This window comes from Bradyrhizobium sp. Leaf396 (assembly GCF_001424605.1).
Taxonomy (GTDB): Bacteria; Pseudomonadota; Alphaproteobacteria; order Rhizobiales; family Xanthobacteraceae; genus Bradyrhizobium; species Bradyrhizobium japonicum_C.
On the sequence record NZ_LMQJ01000006.1, the window covers coordinates 51,216 to 75,400 of the forward strand.

Here is a 24,185-nt window from a genome sequence, read left to right on the forward strand (position 1 = left end):
CTGTGCGGTTCATCCCCCGTCATCTCGACGTCATGACATTGTCATCAAGCCGCTCGAAGAGGAACGCCCGCCTTCGCACCAGGGATACGACATGGCCAAAATTCTCTCGGTTCAGCCGACCATCGACCCTTCGGCCGTGCTGCATGAGACCCGGCTCGGCGCCTATACCGAGGTCGGCGCACGCACCATCCTGCATGAAGTGGCGATGGGCGATTACTCCTATGTCGTGAACGATTCGCAGATCACCTACACCACTGTCGGAAAGTTCTGCTCGATCGCGGCAATGACGCGCATCAATCCGGGCAACCATCCGATGCACCGCGCGACACAGGCGCATTTCACCTACCGCTCCAGCGCCTATTTCGAGGGCGAGAGCGACGATGCCGAATTCTTCGAGTGGCGGCGCCAGCATCACATCCATATCGGCCACGACGTCTGGATCGGCCACGGCGCCGTCGTGCTGCCGGGTCGCAACATCGGCACCGGCGCTGTGATTGCCGCCGGCGCCATCGTCACCAAGGACGTGCCGGCCTACACCATCGTTGCCGGCAATCCGGCCCGGATCGTGCGGCGGCGCTTCTCGGAGGAGATCGCTGGGCGGCTTGCCAGGCTCGCGTGGTGGGACTGGGATCACGACAAGTTGCGCCGGGCGCTGCCGGATTTTCGCAAGCTCGGGATTGAAGATTTTCTTGCGACATACGAAGCACAGGCGAGCCCTCTCACCAATTCTCCCGCCGGCAAACGAAGCGCGATCGCGTGACAGACATAGTCCTCGAAAGCGGCCGGGCCCTGATCGGCACCGAGTTCGTCGAAACCTCACTTCTGGTATCCGGAACGGATATCGCCCAGGTCGATGCTTCTCGAGGCCGTGCGCGGCTGGCGCTAGATGCCCGCGACCTGCTGGTGCTGCCGGGCATCGTCGATTTGCACGGCGATGCCTTCGAGCGGCAGATGATGCCCCGCGCAGGCGTCAATTTCCCAATCGACGTCGCGCTTGCCGACAGCGATCGCCAGGCGATCAGCAACGGCATCACCACGGTGTTTCACGCCACGACCTGTTCCTGGGAGCCGGGCCTGCGCAGCGCCGACAATGCGCGCGGACTGCTGGAAGCCATCGAGCGGCAGCGCCCGCAATTCGCTGCCGATACCCGCTTCCACCTGCGCCACGAAACCTACAATCTCGACGCCGAGGCCGAGATCAGCCAGTGGCTCGCTGACGGCCGCGTCGACCTGTTCGCCTTCAACGACCACATGGACGGGACCGTCGCCGACATGGCCAAGCCCCGCAAGCGCAACCGCATGGTGGAGCGGACCTGCCTTTCGATCGACGAGTTCGATCGGCTGGTCGAGCGCGTGGTTTCGCGCGCCGACGCTGTGCCGGCCTCGGTATCGCGGCTGGCTGCGGTCGCCCGCGCTGCCGGGGTGCGAATGCTTTCGCATGACGATGCGACGCCGGCGATGCGCCGGCATTTTCGCGAACTCGGCGCTCACATCGCGGAGTTTCCGATCAACGAGGAGACGGCGCGCGCTGCTGCGGATGCCGGTGACGCCATCGTCTACGGCGCGCCCAACGTCGTGCGCGGCGGCAGCCACACCGGCTGGACCAGAGCATCGGACATGATCGCCAAGGGCCTCTGCTCGGTGCTGGCGTCGGACTATTATTATCCCGCGCAGCTGCTCGCCGCGTTCCGGCTCGCTGCCGACGGCGTGCTGCCGCTGGCGAAGGCCTGGGACCTGGTCTCCGCCGGCCCCGCGCGCGCGACCGGCCTTGCCGATCGCGGCATGCTCGCGGAAGGATGCCGCGCCGACATTCTCCTCGTCGACGGCAGCATGGCGCTACGCCCGCGGCTGATCGCGGTGATCTCAGGTGGCAAGCTCGTGCATCTCAGCGATGCAACTCGGCTGCTCACCGCGGCAGCGGCGCCGCGCCAGGCTATCGTGGCCGCCTAAATTGGCTATGCTGAGGCGATGACAGGTCTTCCCCGCTACGCGATCTATTTTGCCGCAGGCCGCAACAGCGCCCTCTCCCGCTTCGGCGCGGAGCTGCTCGGCTATGATGCCTGCACCGGCAACGAACTAGCCTTTCCCGCCGACGCTTTGCAGCTCGCTGCGGACTGGAGCGACGTCACCGCCGACCCCCGCAAGTACGGTTTTCACGCGACGCTGAAAGCGCCGATGGTGCTAGCGTCCGGCAAGACCGAGGTGGAGCTGATGGCCGCCTGCGCGGCATTCGCCGGCAGGTCACGACCGCGCCCCGTGATTCGGCCGATTGTGGATTCCATCAGCGGATTCATTGCCGTCATTCCGGCCGAACCGGTCGATGCACTGCAACAGCTCGCCGCCGATTGCGTGCGCGATTTCGATCCGTTTCGCGCCGCGCTGACGGCGGAGGATCGCGCACGTCGACGGCCCGAGAAGCTGAGCCAGCGGCAGCGCGATTATCTCGACCGCTGGGGCTACCCTTACGTGATGGAGGAGTTCCGCTTCCACATGACGCTGACCGGGCGGCTGGATGTCGAGCGGCGCGGGCCGATCCTCGAGATGCTGCGGGGGCGATTTGCAGGGCTGAAGCTCGAGAGCTTGATGATCGACCGTATCGCGCTGTTCAGGCAAGATGATGCCAAGGCGCGCTTCCGCGTCATTGGCGAGTGGCTGCTGGCCGAGTAACCTCCAAACTGGTCATTGCGAGCGCAGCGAAGCAATCCAGATAGTCCAGATTGTCTCCGCAAGGTGCTCTGGATTACTTCCTCGGTTGCGCTCCTCGCAATGACGGCGGAGAGAGCTACTTTCCCCACCGCAGCGCCAGTGCGTCGCGCTCCTTCGCAAGCTCCAGCAGGCCCGCCCGCATTGCCGGATGCAGCGGCTGGAGCGGATGGCGCACCGCATCCGACTTGATGATCCCGCCGGCCTGCATCATCACCTTGCAGGCGATCAGGCCGCATTGGCGGTTCTCGTAGTTGATCAGCGGCAGCCAGCGCTCGTAGGCGGCCTTGGCCTTTTCGCGATCGCCGGCGAAATAGGGGTCCACGATCTGCCGGATGCCGTCGGCATAGCCGCCGCCAGTCATCGCGCCGGTGGCGCCGGCGTCGAGGTCGGCCAGCAGCGTGATTGCCTCCTCGCCGTCCCATGGGCCTTCGATGTCCTTGCCGCCGGCCTCGATCAGGCTGCGGAGCTTTGCGGCCGCGCCGGCCACCTCGATCTTGAAGTAGCGGATGTTGGAGAAGTCGCGCGCCAGTCGCGCGAGCAGCTCGACCGACAGCGGCGTGCCGGCAACGGGTGCGTCCTGAATCATGATGGGAATGTCGATCGCGCCGGAGAGGACCTTAAAGAATTCGATGATGCCTTTCTCGGGGACCCGGAACGTCGCGCCGTGATAGGGCGGCATCACCATCACCATAGCGGCGCCCGCCGCCTCCGCTTGCTTGCTGCGGGCCGCGCAGACGGCCGAGCTGAAATGCGTGGTGGTGACGATCACGGGAACCCGGCCTGCGACATGCTCCAGCACGGCGTGCATCACGGCCTCTCGTTCCGCATCGGTGAGCACGAATTGCTCGGAGAAATTGGCGAGGATGCAGACGCCGTGGGAGCCGGCATCGATCATGAAATCGATGCAGCGGCGCTGGCCTTCGAGGTCGAGTTCACCGCGCTCGTCGAAAATGGTGGGCGCGACGGGGAACACGCCGCGATAGGGACGCGGGGCCTTGTGTGGGGTGACCGGCATCGAACTCTCCATCCCTGACGTGTCTTCTGTCTGGTGCCGCTAGCGAGCTGTGGCGGCACAGATGTACCTGCCGCGCGGACCGGCGGCAATGCCCGCTCGTCACTCGACGGAGAGATCAATCTTATGCGGTCTTCACCGCTCCCAGGAAGCCCTCGACCGCGACGCGGAGGCGATCCGCGTCGGCCGACATCTTCTTGACGGACTCCGACAGCACCGTGCCGGCGTTGCCGGTCTCCTGATTAAGTCTCGCGACGCTGCCGATGGTGTCGGTGACCTCGCGGGTGCCCTGAGCTGCCTGCTGGAAATTGCGCGAAATCTCGGTGGTCGCCGCGCGTTGCTGCTCGACCGCGGCGGCGATCGCGGTCATCTTCTCGTCGATGCCGCTGATGGCGCCGCCGATCGAGCGGATCGCAGCAACAGCCTGGCCGGTCGCGCCCTGGATCTCCTCGACCTGGCGCGATATCTCTTCGGTCGCTGTCGCCGTCTGCGCAGCGAGGCTCTTGACCTCACCTGCAACCACGGCGAAGCCGCGGCCGGCCTCGCCTGCCCGCGCAGCTTCGATGGTGGCGTTCAGGGCCAGAAGGTTGGTCTGGCCGGCGATGGCGTTGATCATCTTGACGACCTCGCCGATGCGGCTTGCAGTCTGGTCGAGGATCTCCACCGTCGCATTGGTCTGCTCAGCCTGTGCGACAGCTTCGCGGGCCTCCCGTGCGCTCGACTGCACCTGCGCGGAAATCTCGCCGACGGATGCGGAGAGCTCCTCGGTCGCGGCAGCGATAGTCTCGAGATTGTTGGTGGCCTGCTCGGCGGCGGATGAAACCGCGGCGGTCTGGCTGCTCGATTCCGAGACCAGCGAGCGTACGCCGGTTGCGGTGGCATCGAGCTCCTGCGTCGAGGCCACGACGCTCTGGATGACCGCCTGCACCGCATCATCAAAGCTGCGGCAGGCTGCGTCGACGCTGCCGGAGCGGGCGAGCTGCAGCGCCTGTTGCGATTCGCGCTCCCGGCCCAGCCGTTCCGCCGTCGCCGCGCTCTCGCGCAGGCTTTCAAGCGCAGCAGCCATGGTGCCGAACTCGTCGCGATGGCGGGGTTGCGGCACCGGCGTCTCATAGTCACGTGCGCTGATGCGGGCGATGGCGTCGAGGATAGCGCCCACCGGCCGCACGAGACGGTTGCGCACCACGAACACGCCGGTCAGGGTCACGGCCAGCGCGAGCAGGAATGCGAGCGATTGCACGACCAGATTGGTGAGGGCCTTCGCCTGAACCGTGTCGGCGCGCGCGATCGACAGGTCGAGTGCCTTGTTCGCGACCGCGACGATGGAGGCGAACGGAGACTGGCACAACGCGTTCCATTCCGAAGCCGGCATCGCGGGACGGCCGCTGCCGTCCAAGTTCCTGGTGATGTCGCCGATCTGCTTGAGGACACCGTCGGTCCTGGCGCGCGCCTCCTTGGCGGTGTTAACGAGGTCGGTCGTCACGTCAGGCGCCGCCAGCACCTCCTCCATGCCGGTCCAGCCGGCGGTAATGATGCCGTTCCAGCTTGCCACCGTCTGCTTCTGCCTCTCGTCGAGCGGCTTGCTGGCATTGACGTTCGGGCGCAAGGTCGAGCACTGGATGCCGTAGCGATCTCGCACCTGCCAGGCGAGCCGGCGGACCTGGATCATGCGGGCGATGAAGGGATCGTTCATCCAGGCCCGGTTCGACACCGCGGTGGACGCCAGATTGGCCGGCTCGATCACCTTGGTCACCGCATCGTACCAGGGTGCCGTGCGCTCCACTTTGCGGTCGGCGCGCGGCAGCTTGGCCTCGTCATAGAACAGCTGGAATTTCGGCGCGGCCTCGCTCCAGCGCTGCTTCAGCGTGGCCGCGAGTTCGTCGCGCCGGGCGAATTCGACGGTGGAGAGCGCGGCGATGATGGCGTCGAAGCCGGCCTGCTCCGCCTTCTCCGCGGCACCGAGCTTGGCGCGCGGATCGTCCTCGCCTAGCAGCGCGCTCTGCGCGTCGCCGCGATTGTTACGCAACGCGAGCACGCCATGGAATATCGCCTTGTCGGCATTCGCGAGCCGCTCGGTCTCCAGGCTGTCGCTGTAACGGCCGAAGGCCCCGACCATCTGTATGGCCGTGCTGGTCAGCGCACCGGCGGCCAGCAGCGTCATCAGAACCAGGAGGAGCGTGCTTACCGATTTCTTAAAAATTGACATGGACCAAAAGACCTACTCGTCGCGAGCGGTCATCTTGCAGGGGGACATGCCAAAGTTTCGTTAAGGTTTATTCAAATGATGTGTGTCCCGGGAAGTACCGGTCCCAGGAACTTGGGCCTTTACGCCACTTTCGTGAAATCCGGAGGGCGGCGCTCGGCGAATGCCGTGAACGCCTCACGCGCCTCGGCAGTGCGCAGGCGCTGCGCGAACTGCTCGCCTTCGGCCTGCATCTGAGCGACCAGAGCCTCTCCGTTGCGCATCAGCCGCTTGGTCGCTGTGAGGGCACCGGCCGGCTGGCGCGCAAGACGCTGCGCCAGTGCAAGCGCCTCGGCATCGAGCCTCTCGAGCGGAACCACACGGTTGGCAAGCCCCCATTCCAGCGCCGACTTGGCCGGCACGGTCTCGCCGAGCGCAAACATCTCATAGGCGCGCGCATGGCCGATACGCGCCGGCATCAGCAGACTGGAAGCAGCCTCCGGCACGAGCGCGAGGTTGACGAACGGCGTCGATAATTGCGCATTGTCGGCGAGGACGACGAGATCGCAATGCAGCAGCATCGTGGTGCCGACGCCGACGGCGCGGCCCTGCACGGCCGCGACCAGCGGCCGGGTGCAGCGCGCCAGCGACTGGATGAAGCGCACGACGTTGCGGCTGCCTTCCGATTTTCCGGCTGCGACAGCGGCGAACTCCCCGACATCGTTGCCGGCGGTGAACATGTCGCCCTCGCCGCGAATCAGGATCACGCGGGCGGACGGATCGAACTCGGCAGATTCGATTGCATCGCCGAGCTTGCCGTACATCGCATCGGTCAGCGCGTTCTTCTTGTCGGGGCGCGCCAATGTCAACGTGAGAATTCCGCCGCTGTTATCGATCCGGACGTGCTCGGTCATTCGTCTGCTCCTCTTGGAAACTTGTGCGGAATGCTCGTCAGCCAGCGCGCGACGATGTCGATCTCCGCTGCCGTAAATCCTTCCGTCAGCGCCGCGTTGACCTCTGCCGCACCTGCTTTGGCCTGCGCCAGCGCGGCGCGCCCCTTCGGCGTCAACCAGATCCGCCAGGCGCGGCCGTCTTCGCGATCAGCCCGCCGCTCGATCAGCTTTGCGGCTGCGGTGCGGTCGACGAGGCCCGAGATGCCGCCCGGCCCCAGATCAAGCGCCGCGCCCGCCTCGCCCATAAGCACGCCATCCTGCTTGCCGAGAATGAAGAGCAGCCCGGCCTGTGCCGGCGTCACCGCGCTCTCCGGCCGCGCAGCCATCCAGCGCTGCAAGCGCCGGTTCGCGACGCTCAGCAGGTAGATCAGCCGGTGGTGTCCCGCGCCGCTATTATTTCGCATGCGAAATATATAGACAAGCGCGGGGCTTTTGTCAAACGAGGCGTTTCGCTAAACCGCGCAGGTGAAACTCGAAGCCCGGCAGACGACCGCTTTAATGCTCGAACACCAGCCGTGCGCCGACCGTCCCCTCGAGGCTGCGGATCTGCTGGAGCAATTCGCCGGAATCCTGACCACCGAGATCGGCGTCGAGCACGACATAGCCGAGGTCGCCGGCGGCGGCGGCGTTTGCCAGCGATATTGGAGACAAGACAAACGCGCAAAGACCAGACTAGTCGCATTCGTATGTGGCGACGACCCGCGAGAAAGTCGCGTCGAGAAAGCGCGTCGGGATGCACGCAGCCTATCGTCAGCGACACCATACATGATCGCGACAAAGGCGCCCTCGACGCCACCCAGACGCCGCGAGTTGCCTCCGTCACACGCCGCCCTTGTTGCGAGGAGCAGATCTCCGCTGCCGCGCCAGCTCACTTCATGTTCGCGATCGCGTGCAGAGCTGCGATGTACCCGAACGGCCCCAGCCCGCAGATCACGCCGGTCGCCACGAACGAGATCTTCGAGTGGCGGTGATATTCGTCGCGGGCGTGGATGTTGGAGATGTGCACCTCCAGCACCGGACCCTCGAACGTCTTGATCGCGTCCATGATCGAGACCGAGGTGAAGGAGAGACCGGCCGGGTTGATGACGATGGCGTCGGCGTCCTGCCGCGCCGATTGGATCAGGTCGACGAGCACACCCTCATGGTTGGACTGGTGGAAGGCAAGCTTGAGCCCGAGCATGGCGGCAGCCTGCTCGCAGCTTGTGTTGACCTCTGTGAGCGTCGTGGTGCCGTAGATGTGCGGCTCACGGATGCCAAGCATGTTGAGGTTGGGGCCGTTGAGGATCATGACACGTTTCATCGGGGCGTCCTTTCGCGCGAGTGCGCCGCGCTGGCCGACCCTGCGGGAGCTGCGGCGTCGGTGTGGCCGGTCCGCCAATCATGAACGGCGAGCGCACCATAGACAAAATGTCCACGACAGCCCTGACCTCCCCGAAGAAACCCGGTCCTGGGCTGCAGAAGCGCTAGGCGGTTGATCCAAATCAACAATCCCGCGCCATCCGCCGCTATCAATATACCCGCTCGCCTTGCCTCAAATGTGTGCTGGCGCATGGACATTGGAGCTCGAAAAGCTCTAAAAATCGAACGGCCACCTTGGGCCAGGTTCCGCTGCAGGTTTCGCCGATGGATTACAACCAGTTCTTCGATTCCGCCCTCGATCGTCTCCACACCGAGCGGCGCTATCGCGTGTTCGCCGACCTCGAACGCACCGCCGGCCGGTTCCCGCACGCGGTCTGGCACTCGCCCAGGGGCAAGCGCGACGTCGTGATCTGGTGTTCCAACGATTATCTCGGCATGGGCCAGCATCCGAAGGTGGTCGGCGCCATGGTTGAGACAGCCACGCGCGTCGGCACAGGCGCCGGCGGCACCCGCAACATCGCCGGCACGCACCATCCGCTGGTCCAGCTCGAAGCCGAGCTCGCCGACCTCCACGGCAAGGAGGCCGCGCTGCTGTTCACCTCGGGCTACGTCTCGAACCAGACGGGCATCCCGACCATCGCAAAGCTCATCCCGAACTGCCTGATCCTGTCGGACGAGCTCAACCACAATTCGATGATCGAGGGCATCCGCCAGTCCGGCTGCGAGCGGGTCGTGTTCCGCCACAACGATCTGGCGCATCTGGAAGAGCTGTTGAAAGCGGCCGGCCCCGATCGGCCGAAGCTGATCGTCTGCGAGAGCCTCTATTCCATGGATGGCGACGTCGCCCCGCTCGCCAAGATCTGCGATCTCGCCGAGAAGTATGGGGCGATGACCTATGTCGACGAGGTCCACGCCGTCGGCATGTACGGCCCGCGCGGCGGCGGCATCGCCGAGCGCGACGGCGTCATGCATCGCATCGACATCCTCGAGGGCACGCTGGCGAAAGCATTCGGCTGCCTCGGCGGCTACATCGCGGCCAACGGCCAGATCATCGATGCCGTGCGCTCCTACGCGCCGGGCTTCATCTTCACCACCGCTCTGCCGCCCGCGGTCTGCTCGGCGGCCACCGCCGCGATCAGGCACCTGAAGACCTCGAGCTGGGAGCGCGAGCGCCACCAGGACCGCGCCGCCCGCGTCAAGGCGATCCTCAATGCCGCCGGCCTGCCGGTGATGTCGAGTGACACCCACATCGTGCCGCTGTTCGTCGGTGACCCCGAGAAGTGCAAGCAGGCCTCCGACCTGCTGCTCGAAGAGCACGGGATCTACATCCAGCCGATCAACTACCCGACCGTCGCCAAGGGCACCGAGCGGCTGCGCATCACGCCCTCGCCCTACCACGATGACGGCCTGATCGATCAACTCGCCGAAGCGCTGCTTCAAGTGTGGGACCGCCTCGGCCTGCCGCTGCGCGCGAAGTCGCTCGCGGCGGAATAGGCCCTTACCCTCCCCTGGAGGGGCCGGGACGGGCGTAGCTCGCCCGTGGGCCGGCGCACCTTGAGCGCAGCGAATGTGAGACGAGGTTGGATAATGGTCTCTCCACCTCGAACGCTGCCCGCGTGGAGATCACTTCACCCGCTCGCGCTGCGCCCGATCGACCCTCCCCCTCCAGCGGGGAGGCGCCCACGGTGCACGCTTGCACCTTGACGACAAGCCCCGGTTCCTGCCGCCACCCGGCATTTCGCTGTCGCCTCCCCTCGTCCGACGCGCTAGGTTCACGGGGAAAATAAGTTCGGGGCGCTGGCAGCGCCCAGGGGAGAAGCACGCTCACCATGCTGCACGACTGGGGCGTGATCGCCGTCGCCTTCGGCTATATCGGCTTCCTGTTCCTGGTGGCGAGCCATGGCGACCGCCGCTCGCCGGCCAGGCGCGCCTCCGGGCTGATCTATCCGCTGTCGCTGGCGATCTACTGCACCTCGTGGACCTTCTTCGGCTCGGTCGGCTTCGCCACCCGGACCTCGACCGACTTCCTCGCGATCTATGTCGGCCCGATCCTGATGATCGGGCTCGGCGCCGGCGTGCTGCGCCGCATGATCCAGCTGGCCAAAGCCCACAACATCACCTCGATCGCAGACTTCATCGGCGCCCGCTACGGCAAGAGCCAGGCGGTGGCGGCGACCGTCGCCGGAATCGCGATCATCGGCTCGGTGCCCTACATCGCGCTCCAGCTCAAGGCCGTGGCCTCCTCGCTCGAAACGATCCTGACCGAAGACCAGGCCTTCTCCCACATCCCGCTCGTCGGCGACGTGGCGCTGATGGTGACGCTGGCAATGGCGGCGTTCGCCGTGCTGTTCGGCACGCGGCAAACCGACGCCACCGAGCACCAGCACGGCCTGATGCTGGCGGTCGCGACGGAATCCATCATCAAGCTCGTCGCCTTCCTCGCCGCCGGCATCTTCGTCACCTTCTGGATGTTCTCGCCGCACGAACTGATCGAGCGCGCCATGAAGACCCCGGAGGCGGTGCGCACCATCAACTATTCGCCGTCGATCGGCAACTTCCTGACCATGACGCTGCTGTCGCTGTGTGCGATCATGCTGCTGCCGCGCCAGTTTCACGTCAGCGTGGTGGAGAACTCCTCGGACGCCGAGGTCGGGCGCGCGCGGTGGCTGTTCCCGCTTTACCTGGTCGCCATCAACCTGTTCGTGATCCCGATCGCGATTGCCGGCCTCGTCACTTTCCCGTTCGGCGCCGCCGACCCCGACATGTACGTGCTGGCCCTGCCGATGGAGGGGGGCGCGGACCTGCTCAGCGTCGTCATCTTCGTCGGCGGCCTGTCGGCGGCGACCGCGATGGTGATCGTCGAATGTGTCGCGCTCTCCATCATGGTCTCGAACGACCTCGTGGTGCCGCTGGTGCTGCAACGCCGGCCGGAGGGACGCGCCGGCGGTGCCGATTTCAGCGACTTCCTGCTGCGTTCGCGCCGGCTCGCGATCTTCGCCATCATGGTGATGGCCTATTTCTACTATCGCGCGCTCGGCAGTACCCAGCTCGCGGCCATCGGCCTGCTCTCCTTTGCCGCCATCGCCCAGCTTGCACCGAGCTTCTTCGGCGGGCTGCTGTGGCGACGCGCAACCGCGCGCGGCGCCATCGGCGGCATGCTGGTCGGCTTCGCGGTGTGGCTCTATACGCTGTTCATGCCGAGCTTCATGGATTCCTCGACATCAGGCATCATGCTGCTCCAGCACGGCCCGTTCGGCATCGAGGCGCTACGGCCGCAGGCGCTGTTCGGTGCCGACCTGCCGCCGCTGATGCACGGCGTCATCTGGTCGCTGTCGCTCAACATCCTGACCTATGTGCTGCTGTCGCTGGCGCGTCAGCCGTCGTCCATCGAGCTGTTGCAGGCCGATCTGTTCGTGCCCAATACGCTCGCGCCGATCTCCCCGAGCTTCCGCCGCTGGCGCACCAGCGTCACCGTGCAGGACATCCAGACCACTGTGGCGCAATATCTCGGACCCGAGCGCGCGCGGCATTCCTTCGAGGCATTCTCGGCGCGGCGAAACGTGCGGCTGGAGCCTGGAGCGCCTGCTGATTTCGAGCTGCTGCAGCATGCCGAGCACCTGATCGCCTCCTCGATCGGCGCTGCCTCCTCGCGTCTCGTGATGTCGCTGCTGCTGCGCAAGCGGACGGTCTCCGCCAAGGCCGCGCTGAAGCTGCTCGACGACTCCCACGCAGCGCTGCATTTCAACCGCGAGATCCTCCAGACGGCCCTCAACCATGTGCGCCAGGGCATCGCCGTGTTCGATGCCGATCTGCAGCTGATCTGCTCCAACCGGCAGTTCGGAGATCTCCTCAACGTTCCCCCGCATTTGATCCAGTTCGGCACGCCGCTGCGTGAGATTCTGGAGTTTATCGGTGTGGGCGATCCCGAGGATCCGTTCGAGCGCGACGCCGCGCTGGAGCGGCGCCTTGCCGCCTACACCACCGACAGCGAGCCTTATCTCGAACGCCTGCCGGAGCGCCACATGGTGATCGAGGTGCTCACGAACCACATGCCCGGCGGCGGCTTCGTCATCACCTTCACCGACGTCACGCCCAGCTTCGAAGCGGCGGAAGCGCTGGAGCGCGCCAATGCGACGCTGGAAAAGCGCGTGCGCGACCGCACCGAGGAGCTGACCCGGCTGAACTCCGAGCTGGCACTGGCCAAGAGCGCGGCCGAAGACGCCAGCATCTCCAAGACGCGTTTCCTCGCCGCCGCCAGCCACGACATCCTCCAGCCGCTGAATGCGGCCCGGCTCTATGTCACCAGCCTGGTCGAGCGCCAGCACAATGGCGAGGAGACGCGGCTGGTGGAGAACATCGACGAATCGCTGCAGGCGATCGAGGAGATCCTCGGCGCACTGCTCGACATCTCCAGGCTCGACGCCGGCGCGATGACGACCTCGATCTCGAGCTTCAAGATGGCCGACCTGATGCGTTCGCTGGAGATCGAGTTTGCGCCGATTGCCCGCGCCAAGGGCCTGGAGCTCACCTTCGTGCCCTGCTCGCTGCCGGTCGAGTCGGACCGCCTGCTGCTGCGGCGCCTGCTCCAGAACCTGATCTCGAATGCAATCAAGTACACCCCGCGCGGCCGCGTGCTGGTCGGCTGCCGCCGCCGCGGCGCCGCGCTCAAGATCTGCGTCTACGACACCGGGGTCGGCATCCCCCCGGTCAAGCGCGGCGAGATCTTCAAGGAATTCCATCGCCTGGAACAGGGGGCGCGGATCGCGCGCGGCCTGGGGCTGGGGCTCTCGATCGTGGAGCGGCTGGCGCGCGTGCTCAACCATGGCATCGCCATCGACGCCAATGCCAGCGGCGGCTCGGTCTTCTTGGTGACGGTGCCGACGGCGAAGGCGATCACCCACACCGCGGCCGTGACCAGCGCAACGCCGCTGGCGCGCACGCCGATCTCGGGCGCGCTGATCGTCTGCATCGAGAACGATGCGGCGATTCTCGACGGCATGCGCACGCTGCTGATGGCCTGGGACGCCGAAGTGATCGCGGTTGCCGATCCGGAAGGCGCGATCGCCGCGATCGAGGCGGCCGGCAAGCGCGTCACCGGCCTGCTCGTCGACTATCACCTCGATCGCGGCAACGGCATCGCGGCCATCCGCGAGATCCGTCGCCGCTTCGGCGATGGCATCCCCGCGATCCTGATCACTGCCGATCGCAGCCCCGCCGTACAGGTCGCGGCGCGCGAGGAGCGAGTCGCGGTGCTGAACAAGCCGGTGAAGCCGGCCTCGCTTCGCGCCCTGCTCGGCCAGTGGCGCACGCAGCAGATGGTGGCGGCGGAGTGAGGCGCAAGGTCAGTAGTCGGTCGAGCTGCCGCTGATGAACCATGTTTTCAATAACGCGATCTCCAGGTGGCCTAAGGTGCCAGCCGCGTGAACACATAATCGCGGCCCTTGGCGCGCGCTTCATGGCACGCGAAGCAGGTGCGATGCTGAGCCTCGTCGACCGGTTTGCCATCGACGAAGCGGCCAAAGCCCCATCCTCCCGTTGCGGCGTACGTCTTGGAGTCCTTGACCATCACCTGGACCGTGGTGGCGGCACCAGGAATCGTTGCGGACGCAAATTCCGGCGACTTCTTCCGCTTCCAGGCACGCTTGACCAGAATGGTGCCGTCCGGAAACGGGAGCTTGCCGGCTTGATACGCCTCCAATGCGGTCTGGTTGCCGACGACGGCGCGAAGCTCGTCGAGCGGCGCGGCCTCTTCGGCAGGTGCGATCAACTCCCACTGCCTGTAGTCCGACGGAATCGTGACGCCGAAAATCGGCGAGGCCTCGGCCGCATTTTGCGCAGGTTCCGCAGCCAGAGCGATCGAGACCAGACATGGCACGCAAGTCAAGACAATGACGAGGAGGAGCACGGCCAGCGTAATCGCCGTGGCATAGGAGCGCTTCTTGTTTTCGGTTTCGAAGGACGTCATGACTTTTTCTTCAATCTGGATTCGGCATATCCTTGGTCCAGTCACGCTGGACCGAGCATCGCATCGATCACCAGGCACCGTCGACGTCGATGACGGCCTTGGCAAAGGCTTGCGGCGCTTCTTGCGGGAGATTGTGGCCGATGCCCCCGGTGATCAGACGAAACTCGTAACGACCTGAAAACTTCTTCGCATAGGCGCTTGGATCGGGGTGTGGCGCGCCATTGGCGTCGCCTTCCATGGTGATCGTCGGCACGTCGATGACGGGAGCCCCGGCCAACTTCTTTTCGAGATGTTCGTATTTCGCTTCGCCCTGGGCGAGACCCAGCCGCCAGCGGTAATTGTGGATCGTGATCGCGACGTGATCCTTGTTGTCGAGCGCCGCCGCGCTCCGGGCGAACGTGGCGTCGTCGAACTTCCACTGGGGCGAGGCGAGCCTCCAGATCAGCTTGGCAAAATCATGCGTGTACTTCTCGTATCCGGCCCGGCCGCGCTCGGTGGCGAAATAGAACTGGTACCACCATTGCAGCTCAGCCGATGGCGGCAGCGGCGCATTGCCGGCAGCCTGGCTGGAGATCAGATAGCCGCTGACCGACACTAGCGCACGGCAGCGCTCCGGCCACAGCGCGGCGATGATGTCAGCGGTACGCGCGCCCCAATCGAAGCCGGCGACGACGGCCTTCTTGATGTCGAGCTTGTCCATGACCGCGATGATGTCGGCGGCCATTGCGGCAGGCTCGCCGTTGCGCGGCGTCTCTCCCGAGAGGAAGCGCGTCGTGCCATAGCCGCGCAGGTAAGGGATGATCACGCGATAGCCGGCTTTTGCCAGGATCGGCGCGACGTCCACGAACGCGTGAATGTCGTAAGGCCAGCCGTGCAGCAGGATCGCGACGGGGCCGTTCGACGGTCCCACCTCGGCATAACCGACGTTGAGGACGCCCGCATCGACCTGCTTGATCGTGCTGAAGGACGCATTTGATGCAGAGGACGACCTCGCTTCCGTCTCGGCGCGAGCGAACTCAATCACGCCGAGACCGGCGGCGACGGTTCCCGCCGCGATGCCAAGGAAGCTGCGGCGCTGCTGGTTGATGGTTTGCTTCATGATCTTGCTGCCTTGTTGTGATTGGTAGTGCGCCTCAGATCAGGGCGATCGTGACATCGACATTGCCACGAACTGCTTTGGAATAAGGACAGGTCCGATGCGCATCGTCGACGATGCCGCTTGCGATCTCGCGATCTAGGCCCGGCAGGCTGACATTGAGACGCGCCCGGAGCGAATAGGCGCCCTCGTCCAGCATGAGATCGATTTCGGCATCAACAGCGCATTTTCTGGGAAGCTCGATCTTCCGCTTGCGCGCTGCGATCTCCATCGCGCCTTCGAAGCAGGCCGACCAGCCGGCGGCGAACAATTGCTCGGGATTGGTACCGATGCCCGCGCCGCCCGGCGGCGACAGCTTGACGTCCAAGCGACCGTCTGAGCTGCGCGATATGCCGTCGTGGCGCCCGCCGCTGGTGTGGGTCCTGGCCGTGTAGAGTACCTTTGCCGCCTGTGTCATCATGGACTCCTTCGCCGTCACGCCACTGACTAGCAGCGGCCGCCGCAGCGTGCCCGTTTGGACTTGTGAGAAGTTGTGAGATGCGACCTTACGCGCCTCACAAGGCCTGCATCCGCGATCGCGCCGATGCACGGACGGCCTTGCCGGATCGCGATCATCTGGCTATCGAACCTTCTTGAAGGGACGAAGATTTCGCCATGACCGAGCCGGCCGGCACCACGACGGGAACTCTATCGTTCGGGCCATTCTCCGTGAGGCCGCATGAAAGGCTCGTGATGCGCGACGGCGTCGCCGTGCCGCTCGGCGCGAAAGCATTCGACACGCTCCTGGCGCTGATGTCGCGGCCGAACGAGGTCGTCAGCAAATGGGAGCTGATGGCGATAGTTTGGCCCGGCATCACGGTCGAAGAGAGCAACCTACGCTTTCACGTCGCAGCCCTTCGAAAGGCGCTCGGCGACGGCAAGGATGGCGCGCGCTACATCGCCACGCTCTCCGGCCGCGGCTATTGTTTCGTGGCGCCGATTTCGCAAGCGCAGCTTCCGGCCGCGCGTCGCTCCGCACCTCGGGCCGAGTTGCCGCCAGTCAAACTCCCGAACCGGCTGCAGCGGATGGTCGGACGCGACGAGGCGCTCGCCGCCATCTCCGAGAAGCTCCTGACCGCACGTTTCGTCACGGTCGCCGGGCCAGGTGGCGTCGGCAAGACCGCCGTCGCGGTGGCGCTCGCCCATGATCTGCTCACGACTTTCTCCGACGCCGCACATTTCGTGGACCTTGCCGCACTGAGCGATCCCCATCTCGTGATCACATCAATCCTGCTGATGCTTGGCTTGCCGGCCGAGGCCGAGGATCCCCTGCCCGCGCTGCTGGCGCATCTGCGGGACAAGCGGATGCTGCTGATCCTCGACAATTGCGAGCACGTCATTGCCGCTGCGGCGCCGTTGGCGGCTGAGATCTTCCATGCGGCGCCGAACGTCCATATCCTCGCGACCAGCCGTGAAGCCCTGCGCGTTGAGGGCGAGCAGGTCTATCGATTGGCCCCGCTCGCCGTTCCGCCCGACGGCGCCGGAGTGACGATCGCTGCAGCACAAGTCTATCCCGCGCTTCAACTGTTCCTCGAACGTGCCGCAGCCAGCGGCGCGCAGATAACGCTCGATGATGCCAATGCCGTGATCATCGCCGGGATCTGCCGCAAGCTCGACGGCATGGCGTTGGCGATCGAGCTCGCCGCTGGCCGGGTCGAAGCCTACGGCCTGGAGCAAACGGCTGCGCTGCTCGACGAGCGCCTCAATCTACTCTGGCAAGGCCAGCGAACGGCGCCACCACGGCAGAAGACGTTGCAGGCCACGCTCGACTGGAGCTACCGGCTGCTGTCGGATCTTGAGCGCCTCGTGCTGCGCAGACTTGCGGTCTTCGCCGGTCACTTCACCATCGATGCGGCACTCGAGGTCGTGCCGGACGAGCGCGTCGACCGCACCCGCCTGTTCGATGCCGTCGACAGTCTCGTTGCCAAATCGATGGTCGCGCCGCGCCCCATAGGCGCCATGATGCGCTACCGCCTGCTCGACACGACGCGCGCCTATCTGCTCGAGATCGAACCGGCCGACGCCGCCCTCGCCGCCCGCCATGCGACTTTTTACCGGCGATGGCTGGAACAGGCCGGGACGACATGGGCGGCCGTGCCGAGCGCGGACGAGCGAGCGGCTCACTTCTCGGCGCTTCACAATGTGCGTGCCGCGTTGGAATGGTGCTTCGGCGCAGAGGGTGATTTCGACATCGGCATTGCGCTCGCCGCTGCCGCGGCGCCGATCTTCCTGGCAATGTCGCTGCTAATCGAATGCCGACGCTGGTCAGAACGGGCGCTGCTTGCGATTGCCCCCTCCTCGCGTGGCAGCGCCGAGGAAATGCACATCCAGGCCGCTCTCGGACTGACCTTGATGTTCACCCGCGGCGGCAGCGAAGCGGCGCGGAGCGCCCTGAACAGGAGCCTTGCGATTGCCGCGGCGCGCGGCGACGCACCGAACCAGCTCCAGTTGCTCGGTCGGATGCATATCTTCCACGAACGGATCGGGCGGTTCGAGGCCGCGCTTGGCTATGCGCAGCAAAGCCTTGCGGTCGCGCGATCGCTTGGCGATGCCGGCTCAATCGCCCTCTCTCGTTCGCTCATGGGAGTCTCGCTCCACCTGGCCGGCGAGCATCGGGACGCGCTTAAGATGCTGGAGGTCGCCTGGCAAGGTCCGGGCACGGAGCGAATCAGCACCGTCCACGGCTTCGATCATCGCAACCGGGCCGGCATCACGCTGGCCCGCGAGCTCTGGTTGCAGGGCCGGCCCGCGGAAGCGCTGCAGCTGGCGCAGCAGACGATCGCCGAGGCCGCGCAGATGGAGCACCCGATCACGCTCTGTATCGCGCTGATCTGGGCGGTCTCGATCTCACTTTGGGGAGGCGACCTCGACGCCGCGGAAGAGAGCATCGATCTGTTCATCGCACATGCCAGATCTCGGTCGATGGGTCCCTATCTTGTGGTTGGCCGCGGCGTGAAGGGAGAGCTGGCGATCCGGCGAGGAAACGCCGCGCATGGCATCCAGACGATCAATGCTTGCCTGCGCGAGCTCCACGGGGCCGGCTACGAACTGCTCACCACGACATTCAACATCGCGCTCGTTCAGGGCTTGGTGGCGCTTGGACAGTTCGAACAGGGCGCAATCCTGATCGATGACGCGATCCGGCTGGTCAAGCAAAGCGGCGATCATCTCTACATGCCCGAACTGCTTCGAATGAAAGGTATGACCCTCTTGTCGCTGCCACGGCCTGGGGGCGAGCAAGCAGAGGACCAGTTGATGCAATCCCTGGCTTTGAGCCGCCGCAAGGGCGCCACAGCCTGGGAACTGCGCACCGCGATCGATCTCGCCCGACTGTTTGCCGAACGCGGGCAGCGGGAGGAAGCGAAGCGATTGCTCCAATCGTCGCTCAAGGGCTTTGCCGATGGGTCCGAGACGGCGGATATCAGAGCAGCCAACGGCCTTCTGACCACACTCTAGCGGCTCATCCCGTCGGCACTCCCCTGCTTCCACTGGCCGCCGGCGATCTTGGCCGCGGCAATCACGGCCTGGGTGCGGCTCTCGACGCCGAGCTTTTGCAGAATGGCCGATACGTGGGCCTTGATGGTGGCCTCGGAGACGCCGAGTTCATACGCGATCTGCTTGTTGAGAAGGCCCTCCGACAGCATCATCAGGACCCGGACCTGCTGCGGCGTCAGAGTCACCAGACGGTCGCGCAGGCGCGTCATCTCGGGGTCGGCCGCGGCCGACAGATCCGTGTCGGCCGGAACCCAGACGTCGCCCTCCATCACCTTGAGGATGGCATCGCGCAGCGTCTCGACGCCGAATCGCTTCGGAATGAAGCCGGAGGCGCCGAAATCGAGTGAGCGGCGGATTGTCGCGCTGTCGTCGGACGCCGAGACGATCACGACCGGAATCGCCGGATATTGCGCGCGCAGGTAGATCAGGCCGGAAAAGCCGGAGATCCCGGGCATCGAGAGGTCGAGCAGGATCAGGTCGACGTCCGAGGTCTGCTCCAGAAGCTTGGTCAGATCCTCAAACGATCCGGCCTCATCGATCCTTGCCGAGGCCAGAACCCCGGCCACCGCCTGCCGCAGCGCGTCGCGAAACAGGGGATGGTCATCGGCGATGACGAGATGAGTCGAGGGAGCGTTCATCGTTCTCTTGCTATCGTTCGTGCCGACCCGCGCGCATATCCCGGGGTGCGTCAATTCTTCCCCGAGCCGCCGTGGCATGCAAGGGCACATTATCCCTTTGCCGCAATGGGGTTAATCACCTGCCTGATGACCTGCGCGCTAGTCCCAGATACCGCAACGTCAGCTGCGCGACAGTGCGCAAGGCCGAAAGTCGTATTGGGGCGGGTTTCACGCCGATGTTACCTTGTGGCCAAGACCTGGGTTGATCCGGCACGTCCGGACGCCCGGGGCGCGAGGGAAACGCATTTTTGGGGAGCGATTCAACATGTCGACAGTGGCTGTGTCTGATGCACGCGCGGGGGGGATGACGAAGGACGAACGGTTCGTCATTCTCGCCTCCTCGCTCGGTACCGTCTTCGAGTGGTACGACTTCTATCTCTATGGCTCGCTCGCCGGCATCATCGGCGCGCAGTTCTTCTCGGATTATCCGCCGGCCACTCGCGACATCTTCGCGCTGCTGGCGTTTGCCGCGGGCTTCCTGGTTCGTCCGTTCGGCGCCATCGTGTTCGGCCGTGTCGGCGACATCGTCGGCCGCAAATACACCTTCCTGGTCACCATCCTGATCATGGGCCTGTCGACCTTCATCGTCGGCCTGCTCCCCAACGCGGCCACCATCGGCATCGCCGCCCCGATCATCCTGATCGTGCTGCGCCTCGCCCAGGGCCTGGCGCTTGGTGGCGAATATGGCGGTGCGGCGACCTACGTCGCAGAGCACGCGCCGAACGGCAAGCGCGGCTACTACACATCCTTCATTCAGACCACCGCAACGCTCGGCCTGTTCCTGTCGCTGCTGGTGATCCTGTTCACCCGCACCGCAACCGGCGAGGCCGAGTTCGCGAAGTGGGGCTGGCGCATTCCGTTCCTGGTCTCGGTGGTTCTGCTCGGCATCTCCGTCTGGATCCGGCTACGCCTCAACGAATCGCCAATCTTCCAGAAGATGAAGGAAGAAGGTAAGGGCTCGAAGGCGCCGCTGACGGAAGCCTTCGGGAATTGGCAGAACGGCAAGCTCGTGCTGCTCGCTTTGCTCGGCGGCGTAATGGGCCAGGGCGTGGTCTGGTACACCGGCCAGTTCTATGCGCTGTTCTTCCTGCAATCGATCCTGAAGGTCGACGGCTACACCGCCAACCTCCTGGTCGCCTGGTCGCTGCTGCTCGGCACCGGCTTCTTCATCGTGTTCGGCATGCTTTCCGACAAGATCGGCCGCAAGCCGATCATCCTCGGCGGCTGCCTGATCGCGGCACTTACCTTCTTCCCGATCTTCAAGATGATCACCACCAATGCCAACCCGGCGCTGGAGAAGGCCATCGAGCAGGTCAAGGTCGAGGTGGTGGCCGATCAAGCGGGCTGCGGCGATCTGTTCAATCCGGTCGGCACCCGCGTCTTCACCGCGCCGTGCGATACCGCTCGCGCTTTCCTGTCACAGTCGTCGGTCAAGTACTCGACCACGCCAGCCCCGGCTGGCTCCGGCGTGAAGGTGATGGTCAACGGCAAGGAAGTTCCCTACACGAGCGCCAAGGACAGCAACCCGGCCGTCCTCGCCGCCGTGCAGGCAGCTGGCTATCCGAAGGCTGGTGACGCCGGCATCGTGAAGATGTCGCATCCGTTCGACGTCTTCCGCCCGCAGGTGGCAGCTGTCGTCGGGCTGCTGTTCGTCCTGGTGCTGTTCGTCACCATGGTGTACGGCCCGATCGCGGCAATGCTGGTCGAACTGTTCCCGACCCGCATCCGCTACACCTCGATGTCGCTGCCCTACCACATCGGCAACGGCTGGTTCGGCGGCTTGCTGCCGGCAACCGCCTTCGCCATCGTGGCCTCGACGGGCGACATCTATGCGGGCCTCTGGTACCCGATCATCTTCGCCTCGATCACCGTCGTCATCGGCTTCCTGTTCCTGCCGGAGACCAAGGACGTCGACATCAAGGCGAACTGATCGAAATCATCGATCGGCAACACGAACCGGCCGCGGACTCCGCGGCCGGTTTTGTTTTGAGTGCTTACTGCAGGCTACCGATGAATTGCAGGACGATCTCACGGCGGTGCGGGCGGCTGCGATGCTCGATCAGATAGATCGCCTGCCAGGTGCCGAGCGCAAGCCTGCCGTTCAGGACCGGAACATGAAGCGAAGTCTGCGTCAGCATCGCCTTGATATGGGCGGGCATGTCGTCGGGCCCTTCCGCATCGTGCGTCCACCCGCCGTCTTCCGGCGCGAGCCGGGACAGCACGGTGGTGAGATCGACGAGCACGGAAGGATCGGCGTTCTCCTGGATCGTCAGCGAGGCAGAGGTGTGGCGAACGAAAAGGGTCAATGCGCCCTCGCCTGCGTGCACCTCGGCGACGAACTTTGCGGCTTCGCCGGTGAGATCGCTGAATCCGCGGCCCGGCGTCTGTACTGTCAGCAATGACGAAGCGATGGTGGAGGCTTGCACGGACGATGCTGCCGAGCGCGTGACGGATTTGGCTGATGTCATGAAAGGTCTCGATCGTTCGAACAAGCGACGTGCCCGCCATCCCCATTCCGTTGCGTCAGTTGGCGGGCACGTTGCGCCCCCCCAAAAGGCGGCTCGCGACGCGCTAGATTTTCCCCGACACGTCCTTCTGCACGCGGTTGGCCATGTCGATCAGCCGCCGCCAGGCCCTCTCGAGGAACGACATCACGCGATCGACGTCCTGATCGCTCGGCAACGGAATCTCGATCTTGCGCTCGCCCTCGGCGACCTTGGGTTCGGCCTTCTTCAGCGGGTCGGATTTCGGCAGCGCCTCGTCGATTTTGCCCGACACAGTCGGCCCTGCCGCCAGCTGTCCCTTCAGCCGTTCGACCTCGGCCTGGAGCCTTCCAATCTCGGCGTCGAGTGCGGTCCGCTCGTCCGGCACCGCGTAGCAGGCCCAGCCTGCGCCGCTTCTGGTGCAGGTCGCTACCGTGCCAGTGCGCGTGTCGAGCCGCAGCACGCCCTCGGGGATGGGCGTCATGCTGTAGCGGCCATTTTCGCCGTCTGGAGCAGATTGCGCGGCTACGGGGCTGCCGCTGACGACGAACACGGCGGCAACCACCGCTAGCCATGATGTTGTGGATGACGTCGCTGGTCTCATCGCTGTCTCCGCCCCGGCGGCTTTGCAATTCTACACCGGCATCGGGAATCCGTGGCCCAAAACCCACCACTGAAACCAACGAACGCCGTGGCTTCTTTGATCGCGGCAACCCGGCGAAAGCACGGCTACATCGGCCGAACATGAGCAGACCTGCTGCGGTGCGGCGTCACGCTGTGTGCAGCGCTGTCGCACATGCCAATATATTCATATAAATCAGCTACATAACTGAAGTAGACGCAATCGTGACTTGGCTTGACTTGATTATGGGCCATCAGTATGGTCCGCGCGGCTTTTGAGGGTGACGGGCGTAATTTCCATTCAGCCGCAGCGTTTCGGGTCTTCGTTGCATGACACAGGGCACGGGACACGGCGAGGATGGAGATCGCGATCGGTCGTCGGAGGAAGCTGCGCTTTCCGAACGGCTCGGGAGCCTGGATCAACGGTTGTCCGAGTTTCGCGACCGCCGGACCAGGACCGAGCAACCCGCAGGTGACGATGGAGACAGAGCGGCCAGAGCCTCGGCGATGGCGCTTGGTTTTCGGTTATCCTCGGAGTTGATCGCCGGGGTCGCTGTCGGGGCGGGGATTGGCTGGGGCTTCGACCACTTGCTGTCGACGTCGCCTTTCGGGTTCATCGTGTTCCTGTTGCTTGGCTTCGCCGCCGGCGTGGTGAATGTGGTGAGAACGGCAGGCGCCGGTCAGAACAGGCGCGGTGGTTCGTAACTGGCTTGGCCAGATTAACTGACGTGCCGCTCGCCGGCACGGCCGGCCGGCCGACCTTGATAGGTCGGCTCGTCCGGCAGACGAGAGATGCCGCGCGGATGAAAATCGACCCGATCCACCAGTTCAACGTCGAACCGCTCTTTACGATCGGCCGTATCGGCGATCACACGATCGCCTTCACCAATGCCTCTCTCTACATGTTTGTGGCGGTGGGGATCATTGCGCTGCTGCTGCTCACCAGCGGCAAGCAACTCGTTCCGGGGCGCCTGCAGTCGGTGTCGGAACTCTCCTATGAGTTCGTGGCCAGCATGATCCGGAGCACTGCGGGCGCGGACGGCATGCGGTTCTTCCCGCTGATCTTCTCGCTGTTCATGTTCATCTGCGTCTCGAACCTGGTCGGCATCGTTCCCTACACGTTCACTGTTACGAGCCACCTCATCGTCACCGCGGCGCTTGCGCTGCTGGTGTTCTTCACGGTCCTGATCTACGGCCTCTACAAGAACGGCCTGAAGTTCCTGAAAGTGTTCGTGCCCTCGGGCGTTCCGGGTTACATCCTGCCGCTGGTCATGGCGATCGAGGTGCTGTCGTTCTTCCTGCGCCCGGTCTCGCACAGCGTTCGACTGTTCGCGAACATGCTGGCCGGCCACATCGCGCTGAAGGTGTTCGCCGGCTTCGTCGCGATGCTCGGCGCCTCTCTTGGCGTGGTCGGCTGGATCGGCGGAGTGATGCCGCTGGCACTTGCCGTCGCGCTCACCGCGCTCGAATTGCTGGTCGCGTTCCTGCAAGCCTATGTGTTTGCGATCTTGACCTGTATCTACCTCAACGACGCCATTCACCCTGGACACTGAGTGATCCGGGTGCTTTTCCACCCACACCTGTCTTTCTTCGAAGG

At 64.9% G+C, this 24,185-nt stretch carries 20 protein-coding genes and 1 pseudogene; 9 read left to right on the top strand and 12 right to left on the bottom strand.

Annotated elements, in window-relative coordinates; all coding sequences use genetic code 11:
- Positions 1-91: 91 nt before the first annotated feature.
- From ASG57_RS07990 to ASG57_RS08000, 3 genes are read left to right on the top strand one after another with little or no spacing between them, the layout of a single operon-like run.
- Complete coding sequence (locus tag ASG57_RS07990; RefSeq protein ID WP_057196007.1) at positions 92-760, top strand: transferase hexapeptide repeat family protein; 669 nt, start codon at positions 92-94, stop codon at positions 758-760.
- Positions 757-1,950 carry an alpha-D-ribose 1-methylphosphonate 5-triphosphate diphosphatase gene (locus tag ASG57_RS07995; RefSeq protein WP_024339087.1) on the top strand — a complete coding sequence of 398 codons (1,194 nt, stop codon included), beginning with the start codon at positions 757-759 and terminating at the stop codon, positions 1,948-1,950. The genes ASG57_RS07990 and ASG57_RS07995 overlap by 4 nt, the downstream gene beginning before the upstream one ends.
- 18 nt (positions 1,951-1,968) lie before the next feature.
- Positions 1,969-2,667, top strand: coding sequence for a DUF1045 domain-containing protein (locus ASG57_RS08000; RefSeq protein WP_024339088.1), 699 nt, complete (start codon positions 1,969-1,971; stop codon positions 2,665-2,667).
- Positions 2,668-2,782: 115 nt separating this feature from the next.
- Here ASG57_RS08000 and ASG57_RS08005 read toward each other — a convergent pair whose 3' ends face one another.
- From ASG57_RS08005 to aroQ, 6 genes and pseudogenes are all read right to left on the bottom strand, one after another.
- Positions 2,783-3,721 (bottom strand): dihydrodipicolinate synthase family protein, encoded by a 939-nt coding sequence (locus ASG57_RS08005; protein WP_057196008.1) that lies wholly within the window; start codon positions 3,719-3,721, stop codon positions 2,783-2,785.
- A 121-nt stretch (positions 3,722-3,842) separates the two neighbouring features.
- Complete coding sequence (locus ASG57_RS08010; protein ID WP_057196009.1) at positions 3,843-5,924, bottom strand: methyl-accepting chemotaxis protein; 2,082 nt, start codon at positions 5,922-5,924, stop codon at positions 3,843-3,845.
- A 119-nt stretch (positions 5,925-6,043) separates the two neighbouring features.
- Positions 6,044-6,814, bottom strand: a complete 771-nt coding sequence (locus ASG57_RS08015; protein ID WP_057196010.1) for an enoyl-CoA hydratase — start codon at positions 6,812-6,814, stop codon at positions 6,044-6,046.
- Positions 6,811-7,257 carry a MarR family winged helix-turn-helix transcriptional regulator gene (locus tag ASG57_RS08020; protein ID WP_057196011.1) on the bottom strand — a complete coding sequence of 149 codons (447 nt, stop codon included), beginning with the start codon at positions 7,255-7,257 and terminating at the stop codon, positions 6,811-6,813. The genes ASG57_RS08015 and ASG57_RS08020 overlap by 4 nt, the downstream gene beginning before the upstream one ends.
- Positions 7,258-7,348: 91 nt before the next feature.
- A pseudogene (locus ASG57_RS37575) lies at positions 7,349-7,471 on the bottom strand (ACT domain-containing protein); the annotation flags it as partial.
- A 250-nt stretch (positions 7,472-7,721) separates the two neighbouring features.
- Positions 7,722-8,153 (bottom strand): type II 3-dehydroquinate dehydratase, encoded by a 432-nt coding sequence (gene aroQ / locus ASG57_RS08025; RefSeq protein ID WP_057196082.1) that lies wholly within the window; start codon positions 8,151-8,153, stop codon positions 7,722-7,724.
- Between the two features lie 323 nt (positions 8,154-8,476).
- Between aroQ and hemA the strand changes: the two genes are divergently transcribed.
- On the top strand, positions 8,477-9,706 hold the full coding sequence (hemA, locus tag ASG57_RS08030) for a 5-aminolevulinate synthase (RefSeq protein ID WP_024339096.1): 1,230 nt from the start codon (positions 8,477-8,479) through the stop codon (positions 9,704-9,706).
- A 335-nt stretch (positions 9,707-10,041) separates the two neighbouring features.
- Positions 10,042-13,545 (top strand): hybrid sensor histidine kinase/response regulator, encoded by a 3,504-nt coding sequence (locus ASG57_RS08035; protein WP_057196012.1) that lies wholly within the window; start codon positions 10,042-10,044, stop codon positions 13,543-13,545.
- 71 nt (positions 13,546-13,616) lie between these two features.
- Here ASG57_RS08035 and ASG57_RS08040 read toward each other — a convergent pair whose 3' ends face one another.
- From ASG57_RS08040 to ASG57_RS08050, 3 genes are all read right to left on the bottom strand, one after another.
- The gene (locus ASG57_RS08040) at positions 13,617-14,177 is read right to left on the bottom strand and encodes a cytochrome P460 family protein (protein ID WP_057196013.1); all 561 of its coding nucleotides are present in this window, start codon (positions 14,175-14,177) and stop codon (positions 13,617-13,619) included.
- A 67-nt stretch (positions 14,178-14,244) separates the two neighbouring features.
- Positions 14,245-15,276 carry an alpha/beta fold hydrolase gene (locus ASG57_RS08045; RefSeq protein ID WP_057196014.1) on the bottom strand — a complete coding sequence of 344 codons (1,032 nt, stop codon included), beginning with the start codon at positions 15,274-15,276 and terminating at the stop codon, positions 14,245-14,247.
- Between the two features lie 34 nt (positions 15,277-15,310).
- Positions 15,311-15,730 carry an organic hydroperoxide resistance protein gene (locus ASG57_RS08050; RefSeq protein ID WP_057196083.1) on the bottom strand — a complete coding sequence of 140 codons (420 nt, stop codon included), beginning with the start codon at positions 15,728-15,730 and terminating at the stop codon, positions 15,311-15,313.
- Between the two features lie 197 nt (positions 15,731-15,927).
- Between ASG57_RS08050 and ASG57_RS08055 the strand changes: the two genes are divergently transcribed.
- On the top strand, positions 15,928-18,768 hold the full coding sequence (locus ASG57_RS08055) for an ATP-binding protein (RefSeq protein ID WP_057196015.1): 2,841 nt from the start codon (positions 15,928-15,930) through the stop codon (positions 18,766-18,768).
- Here the strand turns inward: ASG57_RS08055 and ASG57_RS08060 are convergent.
- On the bottom strand, positions 18,765-19,445 hold the full coding sequence (locus ASG57_RS08060; RefSeq protein ID WP_057196016.1) for a response regulator: 681 nt from the start codon (positions 19,443-19,445) through the stop codon (positions 18,765-18,767). The two genes, ASG57_RS08055 and ASG57_RS08060, sit on opposite strands and share 4 nt — an antisense overlap.
- Before the next feature lie 343 nt (positions 19,446-19,788).
- On the opposite strand from ASG57_RS08060, the gene ASG57_RS08065 reads away from it, so the two are divergent.
- Positions 19,789-21,414 (top strand): MFS transporter, encoded by a 1,626-nt coding sequence (locus ASG57_RS08065; protein ID WP_024339102.1) that lies wholly within the window; start codon positions 19,789-19,791, stop codon positions 21,412-21,414.
- 64 nt (positions 21,415-21,478) lie between these two features.
- On the opposite strand, the gene ASG57_RS08070 is transcribed toward ASG57_RS08065, so the two are convergent.
- On the bottom strand, positions 21,479-21,952 hold the full coding sequence (locus ASG57_RS08070; protein WP_024339103.1) for a secondary thiamine-phosphate synthase enzyme YjbQ: 474 nt from the start codon (positions 21,950-21,952) through the stop codon (positions 21,479-21,481).
- 103 nt (positions 21,953-22,055) lie between these two features.
- Entirely contained in the window at positions 22,056-22,571 is a 516-nt protein-coding gene (locus ASG57_RS08075) for a hypothetical protein (protein WP_024339104.1), read from the bottom strand.
- Between the two features lie 347 nt (positions 22,572-22,918).
- Here ASG57_RS08075 and ASG57_RS08080 point away from each other — a divergent pair, with 347 nt between their 5' ends.
- Positions 22,919-23,293, top strand: a complete 375-nt coding sequence (locus ASG57_RS08080; RefSeq protein ID WP_024339105.1) for an AtpZ/AtpI family protein — start codon at positions 22,919-22,921, stop codon at positions 23,291-23,293.
- Between the two features lie 98 nt (positions 23,294-23,391).
- Positions 23,392-24,141 (top strand): F0F1 ATP synthase subunit A, encoded by a 750-nt coding sequence (locus ASG57_RS08085; protein ID WP_024339106.1) that lies wholly within the window; start codon positions 23,392-23,394, stop codon positions 24,139-24,141.
- The last annotated feature ends 44 nt before the right edge of the window (positions 24,142-24,185 follow it).